The following is a 21,731-nucleotide window of genomic DNA, read 5'->3' as shown; positions in this document are numbered from 1 at the left end:
AAGGCCATCAAAGAACAAAAAACTCAAGTTTATTAAAACCAAAGCTGAGCATGCGGAACTTAACGAAGCGTTGATTGAAAAAACGAAAAATTACTGGGAATAAAGGGGTACTACACCAACCTGGAGGAAAAGGTTGTAAGCAATAAAATCATAATAGAACGGTATCACGAACTTTATAGAATAGAGCAAACTTTTAGAATTTCATAAAGCGATTTGCAAACCCGACCCATTTACCATTTTAAGGAACAACCCATAAAGTTGCACATTCTGGTATGTTTTATGGCCTTAGTTGTATCAAAGCATATTGAAATCAAAACAGGTATGTCTATTAATAGATTTATTCAAGAAGCAAAAAAGAATGCAGATGGTGAAATAATCAATCATATCACTCAAAAAATCATAACTATTAAAGCTCATCCTACGCAAAAAATGAATGAACTTATCGAAAAATTATTTTCACCGCACTAAAAGGGACAAGTCAGGAAAAATTTTCTTTTTTAACCTTTAACCTTTATCCTTTATCCATGGTGCAAAGCCCACTAAAACAAGGATGCATTTTGTTGTTCGTTGATGGTTGTTCGTTGAGGGTGTTTTGAAAAGGAATGCTGTTTGGGTTGATCTTCACTGCGTAACTCCATGCAAATACAATGGAGCTATGCTACGCTTATCTGAATGAACGTTTGATGGTTGAAAGTTAATGGCATGCCGCTTGGTTCGTTGTTCGTTATTTAAACTCGTAAATACTTTTAGTTCTGCTTTACGTTTAAGGGTTAATGGCCAACGGACATTCATTCCCTTTCATTTTTAATCACTACCGCCAAATGATAAACATCACCCTTTTTATTGGTTAAAATGTTGACAATGTTATTTTTATTCCATAACTTGAGGTTGTAATTGTTGGTTAATCCATTTCAAAAAGGGTATGTACAGGGGCAAGAACAGCATTGTGGTTGACTATGTGGGCCGAATTCACATGAACACCGATCCGTTTTGGTTTTACAACCTCGTAGTATTTTTCGATGAGGATAACCAGAACCGGTTGCCGGAGGGCATGCTGTCGTTCTACCATCTGTTTGTGGATCAGCTGGACATGAAGCTATACGAGGAGCAAATACCCCAAAGTATCAGTAGCAGCCGCGCATGTTTTTTCTACATGAACTAACCGGTTGGTGAAAATCTTGCTACATTTACCAAAACATTTAGCCATGAAACGTCGAGTACTTTACACTGCTACCCTATTGCTTATAGCAATGGCAGGCTGGGCAATCCCCGATACATCGCGGGTGGCCCTTGTAATAATTGATATCCAGGACTTTTACTTTCCGGGTGGCAAGTCGGAGCTGGTTAATCCCATACCGGCTGCACAGAATGCCGCCAAGATACTGGAGCATTTCCGAAACACCCAACAGCTGGTGGTGCATGTTGGCCATAATGCCACTGAGGGGCAAGGGTTTTACTCGCTGGTTAAACCCGCCGAGGGTGAAATGGTATTCATGAAGAGCACCGTTAACGCCTTTGTCGATACGGGTTTACTGGAATACCTGCAGGGGCAACAAGTTTCAAAGCTGGTTATTTGTGGCATGCAAACGCATATGTGCGTTGAGGCTGCGGTGCGCGCTGCCGCCGATTTGGGGTTTAAGGTAACCCTTATCCACGATGCCTGCGCCACCAAGGATCTGAAGTGGGAAAACGAAACCATTCCTGCTAAAATGGTTCACCTATCGACCCTTGCCACGCTCCGTAACTATGCCAAGATTATGAGTACCAAGGAATTTTTGGGGCTTAAGTAGAATAAATAGAGTAAGGAATTTGAGGGATATGGACTCTTAAATCCGTATCCCTTTTTTATTTGTGTTAACCTTAACTAATAGTGGTGTTGAATCAATGACGGTTAATTAAGGTTATTTGTCACGTTGAATTCGTCGAAGCATCTCTTTGTACCCACATTACTTTGATATTCCTCGACTAGCTCGGAATGACAATACCATTGTCTTCTTCACTCCCTTTGTCATGCTGAGTCCCGATATATCGGGATAGACTCCGCTAAAGCGTCTCTTTCTACCTTTAATCCTTGTTGTTTTTTTGGTAACCGCTCTTTGCAATGCTTTCCCATTGCGATGCAGCGTTTCAGTGTTGCTCTTTGGAAAAAGTTTTGCGTGCATCGCTATAGGTATGGGAGTGGCCATGAAGGTACAAATGTTTAGCCCCTACGGGGCTGGAGACGTTGTTCGTTGTTCGTGAATCGTTGTTCGTGATTGACATATCATACAATCTGTGTAACACCGTGTTACACCGTGTAACTCAGTGACACTTGCTTTTTTTCGGTTCATTAGACAATTGTCATACTGAGCACTGCCGAAGCATCTCTTTTATTCCCTTTTATCTAAACGACATTGGGTGTTGAATTTTTATTCCACTAAAACATTACTTAGCGGAAGGGTACTAGTGGTTACACAACTTATCAACCTATATCAAAAATCATCTACCACTTTCCAATCATCAACAATTACAGGGATTTCAACATAATTTTCTGACCGTCAACCAAAAAAGTTATTAACAAAGTGTAAAAAAGTGGGAGAAAGTGGTTGAAAGTGGAATTTTATTGTATATTTTTACAAATTGAAAACTGAAAACACAATGTCCACATTTATCGGCGATTACGAGTGCAAGGTTGATGAGAAGGGGCGCGTCCTCTTCCCCTCGTCGCTTCGTAAGCAGGTGAAGTCTGAGTCGCCCGATAGATTTGTTGTGAAAAAGGACATCTACGAGGAGTGCTTAGTGCTATACCCCATAGAGGAGTGGGAGCATCAAACGGCGATAATACGCCGGAACACAAACCCCTACAACAAGGAGCATAACCTGTTCATCAGGGAGTTTTTCAGGGGTACAGCCGAGGTAACCCTCGATTCAAATGGTAGGTTGCTATTGCCAAAACGTTTGCTGGAGATGGTTGGAATTGGTCGCGATATTGTGATGGCCGGGATGAACGGTAAGATTGAGATTTGGGCAAAGGATAAGTACGAATCGGCACAGTTGGGCTCGTCCGATTTTGCCAATCTGGCTGAACGAATACTGGGATCAACACCTTTAAAGGATGAGTAAATGGCCTACCACGTTCCAGTACTGCTTACCGAGAGCATTGAGGGGCTGAACATCAGCCCCAATGGTGTGTATGTTGACCTAACCTTTGGGGGAGGTGGACATTCTCGTGCCATTCTGGAAAAACTTGGTAGAAAAGGCCGTCTCATAGCGTTTGACCAGGATGAGGAGGCACTGAAGAATGCCATTGACGATAGCCGTTTCATGTTAATCCGAAGCAATTTCAGGTATTTCCGCAACTTCCTGCGCTATCATGGCATTGAGTGGGTAAATGGCATCCTTGCAGACCTGGGAGTATCGTCGCATCACCTCGATAGCCCTGAGAGGGGCTTCTCGTTCCGATTCGAAGGAGCGCTCGATATGCGAATGAACCGGAACGCCAGGCTTACCGCACAGAAAGTGGTAAATGATTACCCGGAAGAGGAACTGGCCAGAATACTGAAGCTATACGGCGAGGTACAGGGTGCAGGGAAAATGGCATCGGTAATTGCTAAGGCACGCGAAAGCCAAAAGATTGAAACTGCCGACCAGCTACTCGCCATTCTAAAACCCTTAGTACCTTTTAAAATACAGAATAAGGTATTGGCACAGGTGTTTCAGGCTATACGCATTGAGGTTAACCGTGAGATGGAAAGCTTAAAGGCAATGCTTGAGAATTCATCCAAGTGCCTTTTACCTGGAGGCAGGTTGGTGGTAATATCGTACCACTCGCTTGAGGATAGGATGGTAAAGAACTACCTGCGCTACGGGAATATTGAGGGTACCGATAGCAAGGACCTCATGGGCAACAGGCCCACCCCCTTTGAGCAGGTAAATAAAAAGGTGATTACTCCCTCCGAGGAGGAGTGTTTGGCAAACAATCGCGCCAGAAGCGCCAAACTTAGAATTGGGGAAAGGTTATGACAAAGCAAAGCACACCGGAATTTGACGATGTAAAACCAACGCAGCAGCCCGAGGACAAGAAAGGGAAAAAGGTTGGCGCAAAGGACTTTATTAGTGGCCGTATCCTTACCCATGAGATGGTATCGGGCCAAATGCCCTACATTATTTTTTTGGTGGTACTGGCCATTATTTACATTGCTAACAACTACCACTATAACAACCTTTTAAGAACTGAACTGAAGTTGCGAAAAGAGGTGAAAAACCTCCGTGCCGAATCAATAACTACCGCTGCCCAGTACATGTCGATAAGCCGACAGTCGGAAGTGGTTAAGCTGGTTGAGGAGAAAGGGCTTGGCCTGATTGAATCGAGGGTTCCGCCCAAAAAGTTGAAGTAACCATTAGTAAAGCAGTCCCATGACGGTAAAGAACAACATACTAATTCGGATTGCAGGAATTTACATCCTACTGCTACTAGTGGGTATCGGTATCGTTTTCAAAATTGTTTTCATACAGGTAGTTGATGGGCACGAACTCAGGGAGAAAGCAAAAAAGATAACCTACCGCGATATACTTGTTGAGGCCAACAGAGGCGATATCCTTGCTGCCGATGGCAGAGTATTGGCCACATCGGTACCATACTTCAACCTCCGCATGGATTTGCTGGCAGCCGGCTTAACCGACTCGGTGTTCAAAGCTAATATCGACTCACTGGCAATATGCCTATCGCAATTCTTTGGCGACCGGTCGTGGTACTCGTACCGCTCTGAGCTTACCAATGCCCGCAAGTATGCTAAGAATCGCCGCTACTACCCCATAGCACCTCGTAAGGTAAATTACCTTGAACTACAGGAAATATCGAAATTCCCGTTGCTGCGCTTGGGGGAGAACAAGGGCGGGTTCATTGCCGAACAGGTAAACAAGCGAATGCTTCCGCACAACTCCATGGCAGCCCGCACCCTTGGTATGGTAAACCTCGATGGAGGGGTTGTTGGGATTGAAAAGGCGCTTGACCCAGTGCTAAGAGGCAGAAATGGATTGCGTGTTCATGCCCGGATACCCGGCAACACATGGGTTGAGGTAAATAGCATGAACAAGGTTGAACCCGAAGATGGCGTTGATATTCTTACCACCCTTGATGTGCAGCTACAGGATGTGGCTGAGGCGGCATTGCGCAAACACCTCGAAGGGCATGGCGCAGGTCATGGATGCGCCATAGTGATGGAGGTGGCCACCGGCGATATTAAAGCCATTGCTAACCTCCGGCGCAATGAGGATGGAACCTACGAGGAGGTTTACAACTACGCCGTTGGCGAAAGCACCGAGCCTGGATCAACTATCAAAACTGCCACCCTAATTGCCCTGCTCGAGGAGGGCGATATCAACCTCAACGATACGGTAAATACCGGCAAGGGAAAGCTACAGCTATACGACCATGTGATTTCCGACTCAAAAGAGAACGGCCATGGGAAGATTACTGTCAAGGAGGTTTTTGAGGTTTCGTCGAATGTGGGTGTAATAAAGCTGGTTCAAAAGGTGTTCAAGGGCAAGGAGAAAGATTTTGTAAAAAAGCTCTATGAGCTAAAGCTGAACGAGCCAACCGGTATTATCATACCGGGCGAGGTAAAGCCCCAAATCCGGTTCCCGGGCGATAAGGGTTGGTCTGGCCTATCGATGCCCATGATGAGCATCGGGTATGAGATTCGTCTTACCCCCCTGCAGATCCTTACCTTCTATAACGCCATTGCCAATAATGGCCGCATGGTTAAACCCCGGCTGGTAAAAGCATACCTAAAGCACGGACAGGTGGTTGAGAGTTTTCCTCCACAGGTAATCCAATCGTCCATTTGCTCGCGTTCCACCCTTAAAAAGGTACATGAGGTGCTGGAGGGTGTTGTTGAAAGTGGTACAGCAACCAACCTTAAAAATCCAAGGTACAAAATAGCAGGTAAAACGGGTACTGCCCAAATAGCCAAGGGACGTAAGGGTTACAAATCGGGAGGGCGAGTTAGCTACCAGGCTTCGTTTGTAGGCTACTTCCCAGCCGAAGACCCAAAATACTCATGTATTGTTGTTGTGAACTCTCCTTCAAATAGCGTTTACTATGGTAATGTGGTGGCTGGACCAATTTTCAAGGAGATTTCCGATAAGGTCTTTGCTACTAGTCCTGAGTGGTTTAGCGATATTAAGGGCGATGAACTAAAGGATTTACCTCAAACCAAAACTGGGCAATTGTCAAAGCTTGAGTATGTAATGGATGAGCTCGACATACCCTTTGAAAGCAATGGGAAAAAGACCGATTGGGTAACTGTTCAGCGCGATAGCACTAAAATAGTTACAACTCCAATTCGTTTGCCAAAAAGCAAAGTACCCAATGTAGTTGGAATGGGATTACGCGATGCCATTTACCAGCTGGAAAGCTTAGGGTTAAGGGTTGTGGCTAAGGGACGAGGCACCGTGCGCTCACAGTCGGCAAACCCCGGCGAACCTGTTATTAAAGGTTCAACAGTTTACTTAGAAATGAGTAGAGGAGAAATTTAACATGACAAAACTTCAAAACATAATACCCGTAAAGCTCATTACCCAAACAGTTGGTAATATCAATGTTGATATTGAGGAGCTAACATTCGATTCCCGCAAGGTTAAGGGTGGTTGCTGTTTCTTTGCCATACGTGGCACTCAAAGCGATGGCCATAGCTACATTCCACAGGCCATAACATCGGGAGCAACGGCTATTGTATGTGAGGAACTCCCTGCCGAATGTCCTGCAAATGTTACATTCATCCAGGTTGACAACTCATCGGTAGCCTTGGGGTACATGGCATCGGCATTTTATGGAAACCCATCGCAAAAGCTAAAGCTGGTTGGTATAACAGGTACCAACGGTAAAACCACCACTGTTACCCTACTCTACCGCCTTGCCAGGCGTATGGGGCATAAGGCTGGCTTACTATCAACAGTGGTAAACTATGTTGATAACTTAGAAGTTCCATCGACCCATACTACCCCCGACCCTATACAGCTTAACGCTCTACTAAGGCAGATGGTCGATGCAGGATGCGAGTACTGTTTCATGGAGGTTAGTTCCCACTCGGTGGTTCAGAACCGTATAGCTGGATTGACATTTGCCGGTGGCATTTTCAGCAATATAACCCACGACCACCTCGACTACCACAAAACCTTTGCAGAGTACCTTAAGGCTAAGAAGCGCTTCTTTGACGAGTTGACCTCCGATGCCTTTGCCCTAACCAATACCGATGATAGGAATGGTATGGTAATGGTACAAAACACCAAGGCAAAGGTTTATACCTACTCGCTACGCTCCATGGCCGATTTCCGCTGCAAGGTTATTGAAAGCCATTTTGATGGGATGATGCTTAACATGGACGGGGTTGAGGTTTGGACAAGGCTATTGGGTCGGTTTAACGCATACAACCTGTTAGCAATTTACGCAACCCTGATGCTTTTGGGTTTTGATAAAAACGATATCCTTACCGGCATAAGCGATGTAACGCCGGTTTCGGGGAGATTTGAGTATGTTCGCTCCTCGCACGGCGTAACTGCGGTAGTTGACTATGCCCATACACCCGATGCGCTGGAGAATGTGATTAAAACTATAAATGAGATTAAAACCGAGAACCAACGCCTGATTACGGTGGTGGGTGCGGGTGGCAATCGCGATAAAACCAAGCGCCCCGTTATGGCCAAGGTGGCCACGGAACTAAGCGATATTGTAATCCTCACCTCCGATAATCCCCGGTTCGAGGAACCCGAAGAAATCATCAACGATATGAGAGTAGGCGTTGATGCCTCGCAGGCAAAAAAGGTGATAACCATTGTGGATAGGCGTGAAGCCATTAGAACAGCCTGTATGCTTGCCCTTAAAGGCGATATCATCCTGGTCGCAGGTAAGGGTCATGAAAACTACCAGGAAATCAAGGGTGTAAAACATCACTTTGACGATAAAGAAGTGCTAACCGAAATTTTTAAATCGTTGCAGGTATGATATACTATCTGGCTCAATACATAAGCAAATTCTGGGATTTTCCTGGTTCAGGGTTATTCCGGTACATCTCGTTCCGGTCCGCAATGGCATTCATTGTATCGATGGCCTTTGCCTTGCTAATTGGAAAGCGCATTATCCGTTACCTGCAGCGTAAGCAAATTGGTGAGGAAATCCGAAACCTTGGCCTTGAGGGCCAAATGCAGAAAAAGGGTACCCCAACCATGGGAGGTATCATTATCCTGCTTTCAATGCTTTTGCCGGTACTGCTTTTTGCCGATATCCTGAACATCTACATCATTGTAATGCTGGTTACAACCGTATGGTTGGGAGCAGTGGGCTTTGCCGACGACTACATCAAGGTTTTTCTGAAAAACAAGGAGGGCCTTTCGGGTCGTACCAAAATCATCGGACAGGTATCGCTTGGGTTATTTGTTGGCTTGGTGATGTGGCTTAGCCCCGAAATTGTGGTTAGGGAAAAAGTTGAAAGGGTTAAAAAAGATGTTCAGATTGAAACTGTGGTAACATCGGAGTATAACGACAATCAACCCGTAACCGTTTCAAAGGCTAAAAAGACAACGCAAACCACCATCCCCTTTGTAAAAAACAACGAGTTTGACTACAACCTACTCAACCCGTTTAAAGGCGAAGGTTACGAGTATGTAACCTGGATTATCTTTATTCTGGTTGTAATTCTTATAATCACAGCCGTATCAAACGGTGCAAACCTAACCGATGGGCTTGACGGATTGGCAACCGGGGTTTCGGCGGTAATCACCACCACGCTGGGCGTGTTCGCTTACCTATCGGGTAACGTGATTTATGCCGAATACCTGAACATCATGTACATTCCCCATTCGGGCGAACTGGTTGTGTTTATGAGCGCATTCATTGGCGCGCTGGTGGGATTCCTTTGGTACAACAGCTACCCTGCACAGGTATTCATGGGCGACACCGGTAGCCTTACCATTGGCGGTATTATTGCCGTTTTTGCCATACTTATCCGTAAGGAACTACTCATACCAATCCTTTGCGGGATATTCCTGGTGGAAAACCTCTCAGTGGTTATGCAGGTTAGCTACTTTAAGTACACCAAACGCAAGTATGGTGAGGGTCGAAGGATATTCCTGATGTCGCCCCTGCATCATCACTACCAGAAAAAAGGCTACCCTGAACCCAAAATTGTAACCCGGTTCTGGATTGTAGCTATTCTACTTGCAGTTATTACAGTTGTTACATTGAAAATCCGCTAAAAAAAGAACAATATGAAGCGAATAGTTGTACTCGGAGGAGGAGAAAGCGGTGCAGGAGCCGCAGTGTTAGCCCAGAAAAAGGGATTCGACGTGTTCCTGTCGGATATGTCGGAAATAAAGCCCCGCTACAAGGAGTGGCTTAACAAGTACGATATCCGCTTCGAGGAGGGTAAGCATACCGAGGAACTAATCCTCAATGCCGACGAAGTGATTAAAAGCCCGGGGATTCCTGACAAAGCCCCAATGGTTGTTAAAATCAGGGAAAAGGGCATCCCCATAATTTCTGAGATTGAGTTTGCTGGCCGATACACCAACGCCTACACCGTGTGTATTACTGGTAGCAACGGTAAAACCACTACCACCTCGCTTATTTACCACATGATGCAGAAAGCTGGTCTAAACGTTGGGTTGGCTGGCAATATTGGCAATAGTTTTGCTTACCAGGTTGCCGAATGCAGCTACGACTACTACGTTATTGAGCTAAGCAGCTTTCAGCTCGATGGAATCTATAGCTTTAAACCCGATATTGCCATACTGCTTAACATCACCCCCGACCACCTGGACAGGTACGACTACAAGATGCAGAACTATGTGGAATCAAAGTTCAGGATTACCCGAAACCTCTCGGAAGACGACTGCTTCATTTTCTGCTCCGACGATGCAGTAACCGTGGAGCAACTCAAAAAGATTGTACTACGCGCCCAGCAATTGCCCTTCTCACAGAAAACAAAGGAGAACCAAACCGCATGGCTCGAAAACCTCGATATGTTCATAAATTACGATAACAGCGATTTCAGCATGTCAATAAACGACCTCTCCCTTAAAGGGAAGCATAACATTTACAACTCCATGGCTGCCGGTATTGCTGGTCATGTGCTAAATATCCGTAAGGAGGTTATTCGTGAATCGCTTTCCGATTTTCAGGGAGTAGAGCACAGGTTGGAATATGTACTAACTGTGAGAGGTGTTAAATACATTAACGACTCAAAGGCTACCAATGTAAACTCCGCATGGTATGCTCTGGAGAGCATGACAACCCCCGTGGTTTGGATCGCAGGCGGTACTGATAAAGGGAACGATTACTCCGAGCTTATGGATTTAGTTAAGCAGAAGGTGAAAGCCTTAATCTGCCTGGGAGTAGATAACTCAAAGCTTCACGCAGCATTCGATGGCATTGTTCCCGTAATTGTTGATGCCAAATCGGCCGAGGAGGCTGTGCAGCACGCCTACAGAATATCGGTTCCGGGCGACACGGTACTGCTTTCCCCAGCCTGTGCAAGCTTTGACCTGTTTGAGAACTATGAGGATCGTGGACGCAAGTTCAAAGCGGCTGTTCGCGCGCTTTAATATAACCCAGTGAGCTATGGGAGCACTGTTCGATAAATACTTAAAGGGCGATAGGGTGATTTGGATGATTGTTATCTTCCTTTACCTTTCATCGCTCCTGCTCATCTACAGCTCATCGAGCTCACTAGCTTTCCGCTATCATGGCGGAAATACAACCTATTTCCTGATTAAACAGCTTGTTTTCCTGCTGGTTGCATTCATAGTAATGTGGACAGCGCATCTCATAAAGTACAGCGTTTGGTATAGGCTTGCCAATATACTTCTGGCATTGTCAGTTCCCTTACTCGGTATTACACTTCTTTTTGGACGTAACCTCAATGCTGCATCGCGTTGGCTGGAGATACCCGGATTGGGCATTTCGTTTCAGTCATCGGACATAGCAAAGGTGATTTTAATAATGTATGTGGCCAAGTATCTCTCGCAAATGCAGGAAAACACTGATGATTTTAAACAATTCTTAATCCAGCTGATTGCACCCGTAGCATTTGTGTGCGCTCTAATTTTACCGGCAAACTTCTCAACCGCAGCTTTGCTTGGCTTAACCTGTTGGTTAATGATGTTTGTAGGGCGAGTTAACCTAAAATACCTTTTCGGGATTACTGGGATAGGCATTGTACTGGTGGGAGCCTTTATTGCCATATCGCTTCAGTTTAAAACCCTGAGCAGAGCTCAAACCTGGGTAAACCGCATTGAGAATTTTATTAGCGACGACAAAACAGAGGGGAACTATCAGCTGGAGCAATCGAAAATAGCCATTGCAACTGGGGGTATTATTGGTAAAGGGCCTGGACGCTCAACCCAGCGTAACTTTTTGCCCCACCCCTATTCCGATTTTATTTACGCAATAATTATTGAGGAGTATGGTGTGGTGGGCGGAGTATTTACCCTAATACTCTACCTTATGCTACTTTACCGGGCGGCACTGCTGGTTAAAAAATCGAACCGGCTATTTCCAGCATTCCTTGCCTTTGGATTGGCCTTAATGCTAACGCTGCAAGCATTAATTAATATGGCCGTTGCGGTTGGAGCCATTCCCGTTACGGGTCAGCCATTACCACTTGTAAGTTTGGGAGGTTCATCGCTGATAGTTAGCAGTGGTGCACTGGGTATTATTCTGGGTATTAGTCGAAGTCAAGATAAAAAAGAACTATTCGATGGAGAAGAACCGGTTAAGGATAATAATTAGCGGTGGTGGTACTGGCGGGCATATATTCCCTGCCATTTCCATAGCCAATGCCATTCGGGAGCAAAACCCCGATGCTGAGATTCTGTTTGTTGGAGCCGAGGGCCGAATGGAAATGGATAAGGTGCCACAAGCCGGATACAACATCGTAGGCTTGCCTATTGCCGGCTTCTCTCGAAGCCTTACCCCAAAAAATCTCATTGTGATTATTAAGCTGATTAAGAGCTTATTAAAAGCAAACCGCATAGTTAAGAATTTTAAACCTCACGTTGTGGTTGGTGTAGGAGGATATGCCAGCGGACCTATTGTAAAGGCAGCACAGCGTAAAGGTATCCCTACGCTACTACAGGAACAGAACTCTTATGCCGGGGTTACCAATAAGCTTTTAGCCAAAAAGGCTAAAACTATCTGTGTAGCCTACGAAGGCATGGAAAAATACTTCCCTGCACAAAAAATAATATTAACCGGCAATCCTGTTCGGCAGGATATTGAAAACCTTTCCGTTACACGCAATCAGGGACTTGAACATTTTGGCATTGGAGCCGACAAAAAGGTTTTACTCGTTTTAGGCGGAAGCCTTGGAGCCCGAACAATTAACCAAAGCCTCATGGCTTCGCTCCACTTCATCAAAACCCGACCCGATATTGTGGTGATATGGCAAACCGGGAAACTTTACTACCAAACAGTAAAAGAGGCACTTGACAGCAATCCGGTTGAAAATATCAGGCTGTACGATTTCATTGCCCGCATGGACTTGGCCTATGTTTCAGCTAACACCATTATTTCCCGAGCAGGTGCTGGAACAATTTCCGAACTCTGCCTGGTTGCAAAACCTTGCATACTTGTACCATCGCCCAATGTTGCTGAAGACCACCAAACCCGTAACGCCCAGGCACTGGTTTCACGCGATGCAGCCATTATGATACCCGATAGTCAGGCAAAAGAGCAACTGGTTAAAGCAGCCTTTGAACTGCTTGATAACCCTGCGGAACAGAAAAAATTATCGGAAAACATTGCCCGTTTGGCACTAAGAAACTCGGCTAAAACTATAGCCCTTGAAGTTTTGAAACTGGCAGGAATTGAAAAAACAAAAAATTGAACTGATGGAGCTGAATGCAGTAAAAAGGGTTTACCTACTTGGGATTGGAGGGATTGGAATGAGTGCCATTGCTCGTTACTACTTGCACTACGGTGTTCCTGTTGCAGGGTACGACAGGGTTTCGTCCGATATTACCCAAAACCTTGAAACTGCAGGGGCAAATATCCATTACACCGATAGCGTAGGGGCTATTCCAACCGCATTCCTGAATAGGGAAGAAACACTTGTTATCTATACACCAGCTATTCCTGCAAACCACAGCGAGCTTGAATATTTCCGCAGCAATGGGTTTGTACTGATGAAACGCGCACAGGTTCTTGGATTACTAAGTTCAAACTATAAAACCCTTGCCGTTGCGGGCACTCACGGAAAAACTACTACATCAACCCTGTTGGCCCACCTTTTGGCTACATCAATGGGCTGCGATGCCTTTTTGGGAGGCATATCGCGCAACTACTCCAGCAACCTGATACTTGCCGACCAAGGCAAGCAGCTACTTGTGGTAGAGGCCGATGAGTACGACCGTAGCTTCCTTACACTTCACCCATATCTTGCAATTGTTACCTCGGTTGATGCTGACCACCTTGACATTTACGGCACTTACGATGCAGTACTTAATGCTTTTCAGGAATTTGTGTCGCAAATAAAACCCGGTGGGTATTTGGTTGTAAAGCAAAATATTGTTTTCAAACCTACAGTGGGTAAGGGAGTTGGAGTAATCACTTACGGATTTACGCCCGACTGCCATTACTACCCAACAAACATTAGCATCCACGATGGGCTTTACAGGTTTACCCTTGTAACTCCCCAGGGTTCAATAAACAATCTTACACTAGGAGTACCAGGCCATTACAACCTGGAGAATGCAATTGCTGCATCGGCAGCAGCGTTAACCCTTGGCGTTCCGACTGAAAAGTTAGCTCACGGCTTAGAGTCGTTTAGGGGTGTTCAGCGCCGCTTTGATGTAAGGTATAGGGGAACAAAAATCATCTACATTGATGATTATGCACACCATCCCAGCGAAATTGAAGCGTTGGTAAGATCGGTTCGTGAGGTTTTCCCTAACCGAAAAATAACCGGGATATTTCAACCTCACCTCTACAGCCGCACCCGCGACTTTGCAGCGGAGTTTGCTGCGGCACTCGACAAGCTTGACAAACCAATTATCACCGAAATATATCCGGCAAGGGAACTTCCAATTGAAGGGGTTACATCGGAAACCATAGTGAAGCTGATGAGTAACAGTAATGCACAAGTTGTTCCAAAGGCCGAATTAATTAACTGGTTAAAATGCAATAATGTGGATATTCTCCTCACCATTGGTGCAGGCGATATCGACAGAATGATAAGCGAGATAGTTAATACACTTGAAGCAAAGGAGAATAAAGCTATAAATGAATAGGAAGTTGCGCATAGGGCTTAAAGTTTTGGCTTGGCTTTTTGTTCTGGCCTGGGTTATTTATGGGCTTTCCTATGCCAGTAAGGTGTATAAAGGTAAACGCTGCACAAAACTTGAGGTAAGAGTGCTAGATAGCACAAAACTCAACTTTGTGAGGGCTAAGGATGTATACAGAACCATTGTAAAATCAAAATACTCACCTATAGGGCAGAGCCTTAACAGCGTAAATACTAATAGAATTGAGCAGGAAATCTACCAATTGGCTGCTGTGCGCGAAGTTCAGGCATTTAAAACCGCTAAAGGCGAAGTAATAGTTGAAATTACTCAACGCCAACCCGTTTTAAGAGTTTTCAATGCAAAAGGGCAAACCTACTATATCGACGATTCTGGTAAAATACTACCCTACTCATCGGGGTTTGCTGCTAACACGCTGGTGGCAAACGGTAATATCGTGGAGCCCTTTAAGGTTGTGCCCAACCTTGATGTTACAGCATTTACCGATAGCACAAAGGAAGGCCCAAAAAACTTTATACACAAGCTTTACGAGTTTGCAATGTATGTAAACAACGACAGGTTCTGGAATGCCCAAATAGAACAGGTTTACGTCAGGAACCGGAATAATATTGAGCTTATTCCCTTGGTTGGGCCCCATATCATTGTACTGGGTAATTTGGATAACTACGAGGTTAAGCTCAAGAAACTTAAACTCTTTTACGAGAAAGCGTTACCAGCCGAAGGCTGGAACAAATACACCGTAATTAACCTAAAATTTAAAAATCAAATAGTTTGCACAAAATACTAACAACTATGGCACAGGACAACAACACTTACGTAGCTGCAATTGACCTTGGTACAACCAAGGTAGTTACCTTAATAGGGAAACGCACCACAAACGGACGCTTGCAGATTGTGGGCTTTAGCTCTACCGATTCCACAGGTATAAAAAAGGGAATGATTCAAAACATTGAGGAAACAGTAAAGGCCGTTGAAAAAACCGTTCGCGAGGCCGAATCGCAGGCTGGCGTTAAAATCAAATCGGCCTTTGTTGGAATAGCAGGGCAACACATCTACAGCATTAAAAACTATGGCTACATCACGCTGGGTTCCGAAGAAACTGAGATCAAAAAGAGCCACATCAAGCGGCTTATTGAGGATATGTATAATATCCCTGTTGATACAGGCGATAGCATTCTTCATGTGCTGCCGCTGGATTTCTCAATAGATAATGTAAAGATAGAGGATGACAAACCCATAGGCATGCTAGGCCGAAGGCTTGGCGCCAACTTCCACATAGTAATTGGGAAAACCTCATCGGCAAAGCACATTGAAAAGTGTGTGGATCGTGCAGGGGTAAAGGTATCGGAACTTATACTTGAGCCTTTAGCCTCATCCAAGGCTGTGCTCACCGACGAGGAGCGCGAAGCAGGCGTAGCCCTAATCGACATAGGAGGTGGCACCACCGATTTGGCCGTTTACTACAACGGCATTGTACGCCATACGGCAGTTATACCCATTGGCGGCTCAATCATTACGCAGGATATTAAGGAGGGTTGTCAAATACTTCAAAAGCACGCCGAGATGCTAAAACTCCATCACGGATATGCACTGATGAGCATGGCCCCCGATAACAAAATTATCACCGTTCCGGGAATAGGCGGAAGGGAACCCAAGGAAATATCGATGCGAAGCCTTGCAGGAATTATTCAGGCTCGCATGGAGGAGATACTTGAATATGCCATGTACGAAATACAGATGTCGGGCTTTGCCAATAAGCTTACAGCCGGTGTAGTAATAACCGGTGGAGGCGCGCTGCTAAAGCATATTGTTTCGCTTATAAAATTCAAGTGGGGTTACGATGTTCGTATTGGTTACCCCTCTGAGATGTTATGCTCCGAATCGCTTGAAAATTATAACTACCCACAATACTCAACCGTTATTGGCCTGGGTTTAATGGGGCTGGAGTATATCGATGCAGGCGAAGACTCACCATGTACAACCACGGAAATCAAAATCGAAGAAAATAAAACTGAAGAATTTGTCGAGGTTCAGGCAAAGGAGTCAAAGCAAATCAATAAACGTACTCTGGGAATGAAAATAACCGATGTGCTTTCCAAGCTCTTTGCCGAGGATGATATAAACTAACCTGTTATTGTCTTGTGCCTTCTATTAAAACTGGTGTTTGTGTAAAACTTAAAAACGAATGTTATGGGTGATGATATTATAAATTTTGACCTGCCAATTATAAACCAATCAATTATAAAGGTAATTGGAGTTGGTGGAGGTGGAGGTAATGCCGTAAACTACATGCATAGCATGGGGATAAAGGACGTTGACTTTGTCCTTTGTAACACCGATGCCCAGGCATTAGTCAATAGCCCGGTAGAGTTTAAGGTTCAGCTTGGCGCTACCCTTACCGAGGGCCGTGGAGCCGGTAATAAACCGGAGATTGGGCGTCAGGCTGCCATTGAGAGCTTGCAGCAAATTGTAAGCCTGCTGCAGAAAAATACCAAGATGGTTTTTATTACAGCAGGGATGGGCGGTGGTACCGGAACAGGTGCTGCACCAATTATTGCAAAGGCGGCAAAGGAGCTTGGCATACTAACCGTAGCCATTGTTACCATTCCTTTCCGTACGGAAGGGCGCAAAAGGATGATGCAAGCCATTGAGGGTATTAGGAACATTAGCCAGCATGTGGACTCGCTGCTGGTTATAAACAACGAGAAATTGCTTGAGGTGTACGGCAACCTGAAACTAACCGAGGCATTTGCCAAAGCCGACGATGTTCTGGCAACCGCCGCCAAGGGTATTGCCGAAATTATTACCGTTCACGGTTATATCAATGTTGATTTTGCCGATGTTGAAACCGTGATGTATAATAGTGGCGTTGCCCTCATGGGTTCAGGCAGGGCTAATGGCGAAAACCGCGCACTCGAAGCGGTTAAACAAGCCCTTGAATCGCCCCTGCTCAACAACAACGACATATCGGGAGCACGCAACATACTGCTAAACATAACCTATGGGCAGGATGAGATTACCATGGAAGAGGTTGGAGTAATCATTGATTACGTTCAGCACGCCGCAGGCGACGATGCCGACCTAATCTGGGGTAATGGCTGCGACCCATCGCTTGGCGAGGATCTAAAGGTTACGGTGATTGCCACAGGCTTTGGTACCAACAGCATACCGGAACTCTATGTAAAGGAGCGCAATATTGAGGTAATTTCGCTCGACTCCGAACAGCATGCTACTAAAGTTGAGCTGGTTAACGATACTCCTGAAATTGACCCTAACCCTGCCAGGCAAACTAGCAAGCCCAAAAAGCAACCAGTAATAGATCCTGCCCAAAGGGTAATTGAATTCGATGTTAAATCAGATGTTTTTGAGGTTAAAACAGTGCAGGCGGCAAAAGCTAACGAAATTGAGTTAGATATTCAACAAGCATCTCCTAAACCTGCTACTGCGCAGGCAGCGCCATTTGCAGGAACTGGCAATAATAAGTGGGCTAACCTCGATGAAATTGAGAATATTCCAGCCTACAAACGCCGCAGCATGAACATTGAGCCTAACGAGCCTCCAAAAACAACAACCATCTCCAGGGTTACCCTTGACGACGACGACATCATAATTAACCCTGAAAACCCCTACCTGTACGACAATGTGGATTGATTTTGTATATTTTGCCAATGCAACTAAAATTATATTACTGAAACAAAGCGCAGCTGTTAGGCTGCGTTTTGTAATTGATACAGATAGAGTTTAAAAACTTATATTAGTAATTATTAAAGAATAATTTTTAAATTAGCATGATACATTACTTCAATGTGCTTTTTACTTATCTAAAAGTAAAAACTTTTAACAACACTTAATATTTAAGATTAATCAAAATGCCTAAGATTTTTGACAATATTTCTTTACACCTCAAAACTGGGTTGTTAGAGACCTTAGAGAGTTCTTACAGAGCAGATTTCTGTGTAGGATATTTCAATCTTAGAGGTTGGAGACTACTCATGAACCATATCGACCATTTTGAAGGAGGGGTTAATTCTTGTCGATTGCTCGTTGGGATGCAAAGCCAAGAAGAGAATCTTTTACGGCAGGCTTTAAGTCCTCTAAAAAAAGGAATGATAGATAACCCAACGGCTTTAGTTTTAAAAAAAGAGATAGCCAAGTCATTTGCAAAACAACTGACATTTGGCGTGCCAACAAATGAAGATGAAGAATGCCTAAGAAAGTTAAAAACACAGATTTCAGAGAAAAAAGTTAAAGTAAAACTATTTCTAGCATATCCATTACACGCTAAATTGTACTTGTGCCACAAAAAAGACAAAGATGCACCTTTAATTGGATATGTTGGAAGTAGTAATTTAACAATGGCTGGACTATCACAACAAGGCGAATTAAATGTAAATGTGGTTGAACAAGATGCTGCAGAGAAACTTGATAAATGGTTTGAAGCAAGGTGGGAAGACCGCTGGTGTGTCGATATTTCAGAAGAACTCGTTCAGATTTTGGAGGAAAGTTGGGCAAGTGAAAACACCATTCCACCTTACTACATTTATTTAAAAATTGCATATCATCTTTCTCAGGAAGCAAGAAACGGTATAGGAAACTATATTATCCCGAAGATTCTTCAGAAAGACCTTTTGCCTTTTCAAATGAATGCAGTTAGCATTGCTGCTCGACATTTAGACAAAAGAGGCGGAGTAATAATTAGCGACGTTGTTGGTTTGGGTAAAACCATGACAGCTACCGCTGTAGCAAAACTTTTTGAAGAAACATTTTTTACGGAAACTTTAATCATTTGCCCGAAAAACATTGTGGAAATGTGGGAAGGATATGTGCATACTTACCAATTGAGGGCAAAAGTAAATAGCATTTCAAAAGTTGATAAAAAATTTCTTGAAGAAACAAGACGTTATAGAGTGGTAATTATTGATGAAAGTCACAATTTAAGAAATAGAGAAGGGAAACGTTACGCAATTGTAAAAGAATATTTAGAACGGAATGAAAGCAAAGTTATTCTATTAACTGCAACGCCTTACAATAAAAGTTATACCGACATTTCCAATCAATTGCGTTTATTTATTCCCGAAGATAAAGACATTGGAATTTCTCCAGAGCATTTTATCCGTGAGGTTGGTGGACCAATTGAGTTTATAGCAAAATATCAGTACTCACCAAACACTTTACTAGCTTTTGAAAAAAGCAACTTTTCCGAGGACTGGCAGGAACTTCTTAAACTTTATATGGTAAGGCGAACAAGGACTTTTATAAAGGAAAACTATGCAACATATGATCCTGTTAAGAAACAGTATTACCTTACATTCAATGATGGAAGAAATGAATATTTCCCAGATAGGATCCCGAAAAAAATTGAATACCCGTTCGACCCAAACGATACGAATGATATATATGTCAAACTTTACGATGAGCATATTTTGGATATAATTAACAATTTACATTTAGCTCGTTATGGGTTAGGAAACTATATTGATAAAGAAAAAATAGGATTGGCAAATTCAGATGAAAAGAAAATAATTGAAAACCTTAGCCGAGCAGGCAAACGTTTAATGGGATTTTGCAGAACTAATCTTTTCAAACGTCTAGAAAGTTCAGGCTTTTCTTTTCTAATCTCTTTAGCCCGACATGTATTACGGAACCAAGTTTTTGTCTATGCTATTGAAAATGGATTGCCCCTACCAATTGGGCTGCAAGAAAATGCTGAAATAGATGAATTTTTGGAAGAAAACGATAATGGCGATTTTGTAGAATTAAATTTGATTACCGAAGTAAGTGAGTATAAAAAATTAGCAGAAAATTATTACAATAAATGTGAAAATGAAGCAAAAAGATACGAATGGATTTCAAGTAATTTATTCGTTAACACTCTTAGAGAACAACTAATCGAAGACACAAATAAAATAATATCAATTATTGAAATTGGAAAAAATTGGAATGCAGAAAACGACAAAAAACTAATTTCACTTTACAATCTATGTAATAGGGAACATAGCAAAGACAAGCTATTAATATTCACTCAATTTGCTGACACAGCCAACTATTTATATGAGCAATTATTAAAAAAAGGTTTGAAAGAAATAGCCTGTGCTACTGGAGACCTGGAAAATCCTACAGATTTGGCACATCGCTTTAGCCCTAAAAGCAATCAAGTTAAAAATGTAAAAGAAGAAATTCGTATTTTGATTAGCACTGACGTTTTAAGTGAGGGTCAGAATTTGCAGGACGCACACATCGTTGTAAACTATGATTTACCATGGGCAATTATTCGATTAATACAAAGAGCTGGTCGTGTGGATAGAATTGGTCAGACCTCTGATAAAATTTATTGCTATTCATTTCTACCACAAGATGGCCTCGAACTTATTATTCGCTTAAGGAGTAAATTAACACAACGTATTAGAGAAAATGCTGAAACTATTGGCACGGATGAAGTCTTCTTTGATGGCGACCCTGTTAATATTCATGATTTGTATAATGAAAAAGCAGGAATACTTGACGATGACGAGGGAGATGTAGATCTTACTTCACAGGCTTATGAAATCTGGAATCAGGCAATAAAAGCTAATCCCGATTTAAAGAACAAAATTAATAGATTACCAGACGTGGTATATTCAACAAAAGAAAAGACCGATGATAACATTATAGGGAATAGCGTAATCGTTTATCATCGAAACAGCCACGGATATGAAGTTTTAACATGGTTAAACGATAATGGACAAATAATATCAACCAGCCAATCTCGAATTTTAAAAATGGCCGAATGTTCATTAGATACACCTGCTATTGATAAATTAGATAATCATCATGATTTAGTGAAAGAAGCCGTTTTACTGGCAGAAAAAGAAGCAGAAAATTCTGGCGGTCAACTTGGAAGTAAATCGAGCGCTAGATATAAAGCTTACGGTATGCTTACACGTTACTATGAAAGTGTAAAAAAAACATTATTTGAAGTTGATGCTTTAAAGAAAACCATAGATGATATTTACCATTACCCGCTACGTGAAACGGCAAGAGAAATAATTAACCGAAGAATTAAACTGGGTTGTACCGACGAAGAAATGGCATCACTCTGTATGCAATTACGCGATGAAGGAAGGCTTTGTATTATAGAGCAAAAAGAGCAAGACGAATTCAGAACACCGCATATAATTTGTTCAATGGGTATTAAAAAATTACAATAATGAATTATGTGAAACCGCAAAGTACGCTAAGTTTTACGCTAAGAACGCTAATATTTAATCTGCGACGTCTGCGAGACTTCTTTGCGAACTTTGCGGTTAAAAAGTAGTTAATGGATTGTTATTTTATAACCGCAAAGTACGCTAAGTTTTACGCTATGAACGCAAAAAAACTCTGATAACTTTGCGATTTCTTTGCGAACTTTGCGGTTAAAAAGTAGTTAATGGATTGTTATTTTATAACCGCAAAGTACGCTAAGTTTTACGCTA

The 21,731-nt window shown here is 43.2% G+C and carries 17 protein-coding genes; all 17 read left to right on the top strand.

Features of this window, described 5'->3' with window-relative positions:
- The first annotated feature begins 279 nt into the window (after positions 1 to 279).
- Positions 280 to 468, top strand: coding sequence for a hypothetical protein (locus WHS63_RS06050; protein ID WP_445204329.1), 189 nt, complete (start codon positions 280 to 282; stop codon positions 466 to 468).
- Between the two features lie 454 nt (positions 469 to 922).
- Entirely contained in the window at positions 923 to 1,162 is a 240-nt protein-coding gene (locus WHS63_RS06045) for a hypothetical protein (RefSeq protein WP_369489970.1), read from the top strand.
- Between the two features lie 43 nt (positions 1,163 to 1,205).
- Entirely contained in the window at positions 1,206 to 1,790 is a 585-nt protein-coding gene (locus tag WHS63_RS06040) for a cysteine hydrolase family protein (protein ID WP_445204328.1), read from the top strand.
- 847 nt (positions 1,791 to 2,637) lie between these two features.
- The gene (locus tag WHS63_RS06035; RefSeq protein ID WP_445204327.1) at positions 2,638 to 3,102 is read left to right on the top strand and encodes a division/cell wall cluster transcriptional repressor MraZ; all 465 of its coding nucleotides are present in this window, start codon (positions 2,638 to 2,640) and stop codon (positions 3,100 to 3,102) included.
- Positions 3,103 to 4,002 carry a 16S rRNA (cytosine(1402)-N(4))-methyltransferase RsmH gene (gene rsmH / locus WHS63_RS06030; protein ID WP_445204326.1) on the top strand — a complete coding sequence of 300 codons (900 nt, stop codon included), beginning with the start codon at positions 3,103 to 3,105 and terminating at the stop codon, positions 4,000 to 4,002.
- Positions 3,999 to 4,376, top strand: a complete 378-nt coding sequence (locus tag WHS63_RS06025) for an FtsL-like putative cell division protein (protein ID WP_445204325.1) — start codon at positions 3,999 to 4,001, stop codon at positions 4,374 to 4,376. Before rsmH ends, WHS63_RS06025 begins: the two co-directional genes overlap by 4 nt.
- 19 nt (positions 4,377 to 4,395) lie before the next feature.
- On the top strand, positions 4,396 to 6,519 hold the full coding sequence (locus WHS63_RS06020) for a penicillin-binding protein (protein WP_445204324.1): 2,124 nt from the start codon (positions 4,396 to 4,398) through the stop codon (positions 6,517 to 6,519).
- A 1-nt stretch (position 6,520) separates the two neighbouring features.
- Entirely contained in the window at positions 6,521 to 7,984 is a 1,464-nt protein-coding gene (locus WHS63_RS06015; protein WP_445204323.1) for a UDP-N-acetylmuramoyl-L-alanyl-D-glutamate--2,6-diaminopimelate ligase, read from the top strand.
- Entirely contained in the window at positions 7,981 to 9,234 is a 1,254-nt protein-coding gene (gene mraY, locus WHS63_RS06010) for a phospho-N-acetylmuramoyl-pentapeptide-transferase (protein ID WP_445204322.1), read from the top strand. Before WHS63_RS06015 ends, mraY begins: the two co-directional genes overlap by 4 nt.
- A gap of 12 nt (positions 9,235 to 9,246) precedes the next feature.
- The gene (gene murD / locus WHS63_RS06005; protein WP_445204321.1) at positions 9,247 to 10,581 is read left to right on the top strand and encodes a UDP-N-acetylmuramoyl-L-alanine--D-glutamate ligase; all 1,335 of its coding nucleotides are present in this window, start codon (positions 9,247 to 9,249) and stop codon (positions 10,579 to 10,581) included.
- Positions 10,582 to 10,597: 16 nt separating this feature from the next.
- Positions 10,598 to 11,767: an FtsW/RodA/SpoVE family cell cycle protein gene (locus WHS63_RS06000; RefSeq protein WP_445204320.1), complete on the top strand. Its 1,170-nt coding sequence runs from the start codon at positions 10,598 to 10,600 to the stop codon at positions 11,765 to 11,767.
- The gene (gene murG / locus WHS63_RS05995) at positions 11,736 to 12,863 is read left to right on the top strand and encodes an undecaprenyldiphospho-muramoylpentapeptide beta-N-acetylglucosaminyltransferase (protein ID WP_445204319.1); all 1,128 of its coding nucleotides are present in this window, start codon (positions 11,736 to 11,738) and stop codon (positions 12,861 to 12,863) included. The genes WHS63_RS06000 and murG overlap by 32 nt, the downstream gene beginning before the upstream one ends.
- Positions 12,844 to 14,265 (top strand): UDP-N-acetylmuramate--L-alanine ligase, encoded by a 1,422-nt coding sequence (gene murC / locus WHS63_RS05990; RefSeq protein WP_445204318.1) that lies wholly within the window; start codon positions 12,844 to 12,846, stop codon positions 14,263 to 14,265. The genes murG and murC overlap by 20 nt, the downstream gene beginning before the upstream one ends.
- Positions 14,258 to 15,064: a cell division protein FtsQ/DivIB gene (locus WHS63_RS05985; RefSeq protein WP_445204317.1), complete on the top strand. Its 807-nt coding sequence runs from the start codon at positions 14,258 to 14,260 to the stop codon at positions 15,062 to 15,064. Before murC ends, WHS63_RS05985 begins: the two co-directional genes overlap by 8 nt.
- Positions 15,065 to 15,069: 5 nt before the next feature.
- Positions 15,070 to 16,404: a cell division protein FtsA gene (gene ftsA, locus WHS63_RS05980; protein ID WP_445204316.1), complete on the top strand. Its 1,335-nt coding sequence runs from the start codon at positions 15,070 to 15,072 to the stop codon at positions 16,402 to 16,404.
- A gap of 63 nt (positions 16,405 to 16,467) precedes the next feature.
- Positions 16,468 to 17,928 (top strand): cell division protein FtsZ, encoded by a 1,461-nt coding sequence (gene ftsZ, locus WHS63_RS05975; protein ID WP_445204315.1) that lies wholly within the window; start codon positions 16,468 to 16,470, stop codon positions 17,926 to 17,928.
- Positions 17,929 to 18,146: 218 nt separating this feature from the next.
- The gene (locus WHS63_RS05970; RefSeq protein WP_445204314.1) at positions 18,147 to 21,464 is read left to right on the top strand and encodes a helicase-related protein; all 3,318 of its coding nucleotides are present in this window, start codon (positions 18,147 to 18,149) and stop codon (positions 21,462 to 21,464) included.
- The last annotated feature ends 267 nt before the right edge of the window (positions 21,465 to 21,731 follow it).

The sequence above is a fragment of the Tenuifilum sp. genome (assembly GCF_037481895.1).
Classification (GTDB): domain Bacteria; phylum Bacteroidota; class Bacteroidia; order Bacteroidales; family Tenuifilaceae; genus Tenuifilum; species Tenuifilum osseticum.
The sequence above is the reverse complement of the archived record's forward strand: the minus strand, read 5'-3'. Positions and strand labels throughout refer to the sequence as shown.

Coding starts and splice junctions, on each gene's coding strand:
- WHS63_RS06015 (WP_445204323.1), top strand. CDS start 6,521: ATGACAAAACTTCAAAACATAATACCCGTAAAGCTCATTACCCAAACA.
- ftsZ (WP_445204315.1), top strand. CDS start 16,468: ATGGGTGATGATATTATAAATTTTGACCTGCCAATTATAAACCAATCA.
- murG (WP_445204319.1), top strand. CDS start 11,736: ATGGAGAAGAACCGGTTAAGGATAATAATTAGCGGTGGTGGTACTGGC.
- WHS63_RS06020 (WP_445204324.1), top strand. CDS start 4,396: ATGACGGTAAAGAACAACATACTAATTCGGATTGCAGGAATTTACATC.
- rsmH (WP_445204326.1), top strand. CDS start 3,103: ATGGCCTACCACGTTCCAGTACTGCTTACCGAGAGCATTGAGGGGCTG.
- WHS63_RS06045 (WP_369489970.1), top strand. CDS start 923: ATGTACAGGGGCAAGAACAGCATTGTGGTTGACTATGTGGGCCGAATT.
- WHS63_RS05970 (WP_445204314.1), top strand. CDS start 18,147: ATGCCTAAGATTTTTGACAATATTTCTTTACACCTCAAAACTGGGTTG.
- WHS63_RS05985 (WP_445204317.1), top strand. CDS start 14,258: ATGAATAGGAAGTTGCGCATAGGGCTTAAAGTTTTGGCTTGGCTTTTT.
- murD (WP_445204321.1), top strand. CDS start 9,247: ATGAAGCGAATAGTTGTACTCGGAGGAGGAGAAAGCGGTGCAGGAGCC.
- WHS63_RS06025 (WP_445204325.1), top strand. CDS start 3,999: ATGACAAAGCAAAGCACACCGGAATTTGACGATGTAAAACCAACGCAG.
- WHS63_RS06000 (WP_445204320.1), top strand. CDS start 10,598: ATGGGAGCACTGTTCGATAAATACTTAAAGGGCGATAGGGTGATTTGG.
- WHS63_RS06035 (WP_445204327.1), top strand. CDS start 2,638: ATGTCCACATTTATCGGCGATTACGAGTGCAAGGTTGATGAGAAGGGG.
- WHS63_RS06040 (WP_445204328.1), top strand. CDS start 1,206: ATGAAACGTCGAGTACTTTACACTGCTACCCTATTGCTTATAGCAATG.
- mraY (WP_445204322.1), top strand. CDS start 7,981: ATGATATACTATCTGGCTCAATACATAAGCAAATTCTGGGATTTTCCT.
- WHS63_RS06050 (WP_445204329.1), top strand. CDS start 280: ATGGCCTTAGTTGTATCAAAGCATATTGAAATCAAAACAGGTATGTCT.
- ftsA (WP_445204316.1), top strand. CDS start 15,070: ATGGCACAGGACAACAACACTTACGTAGCTGCAATTGACCTTGGTACA.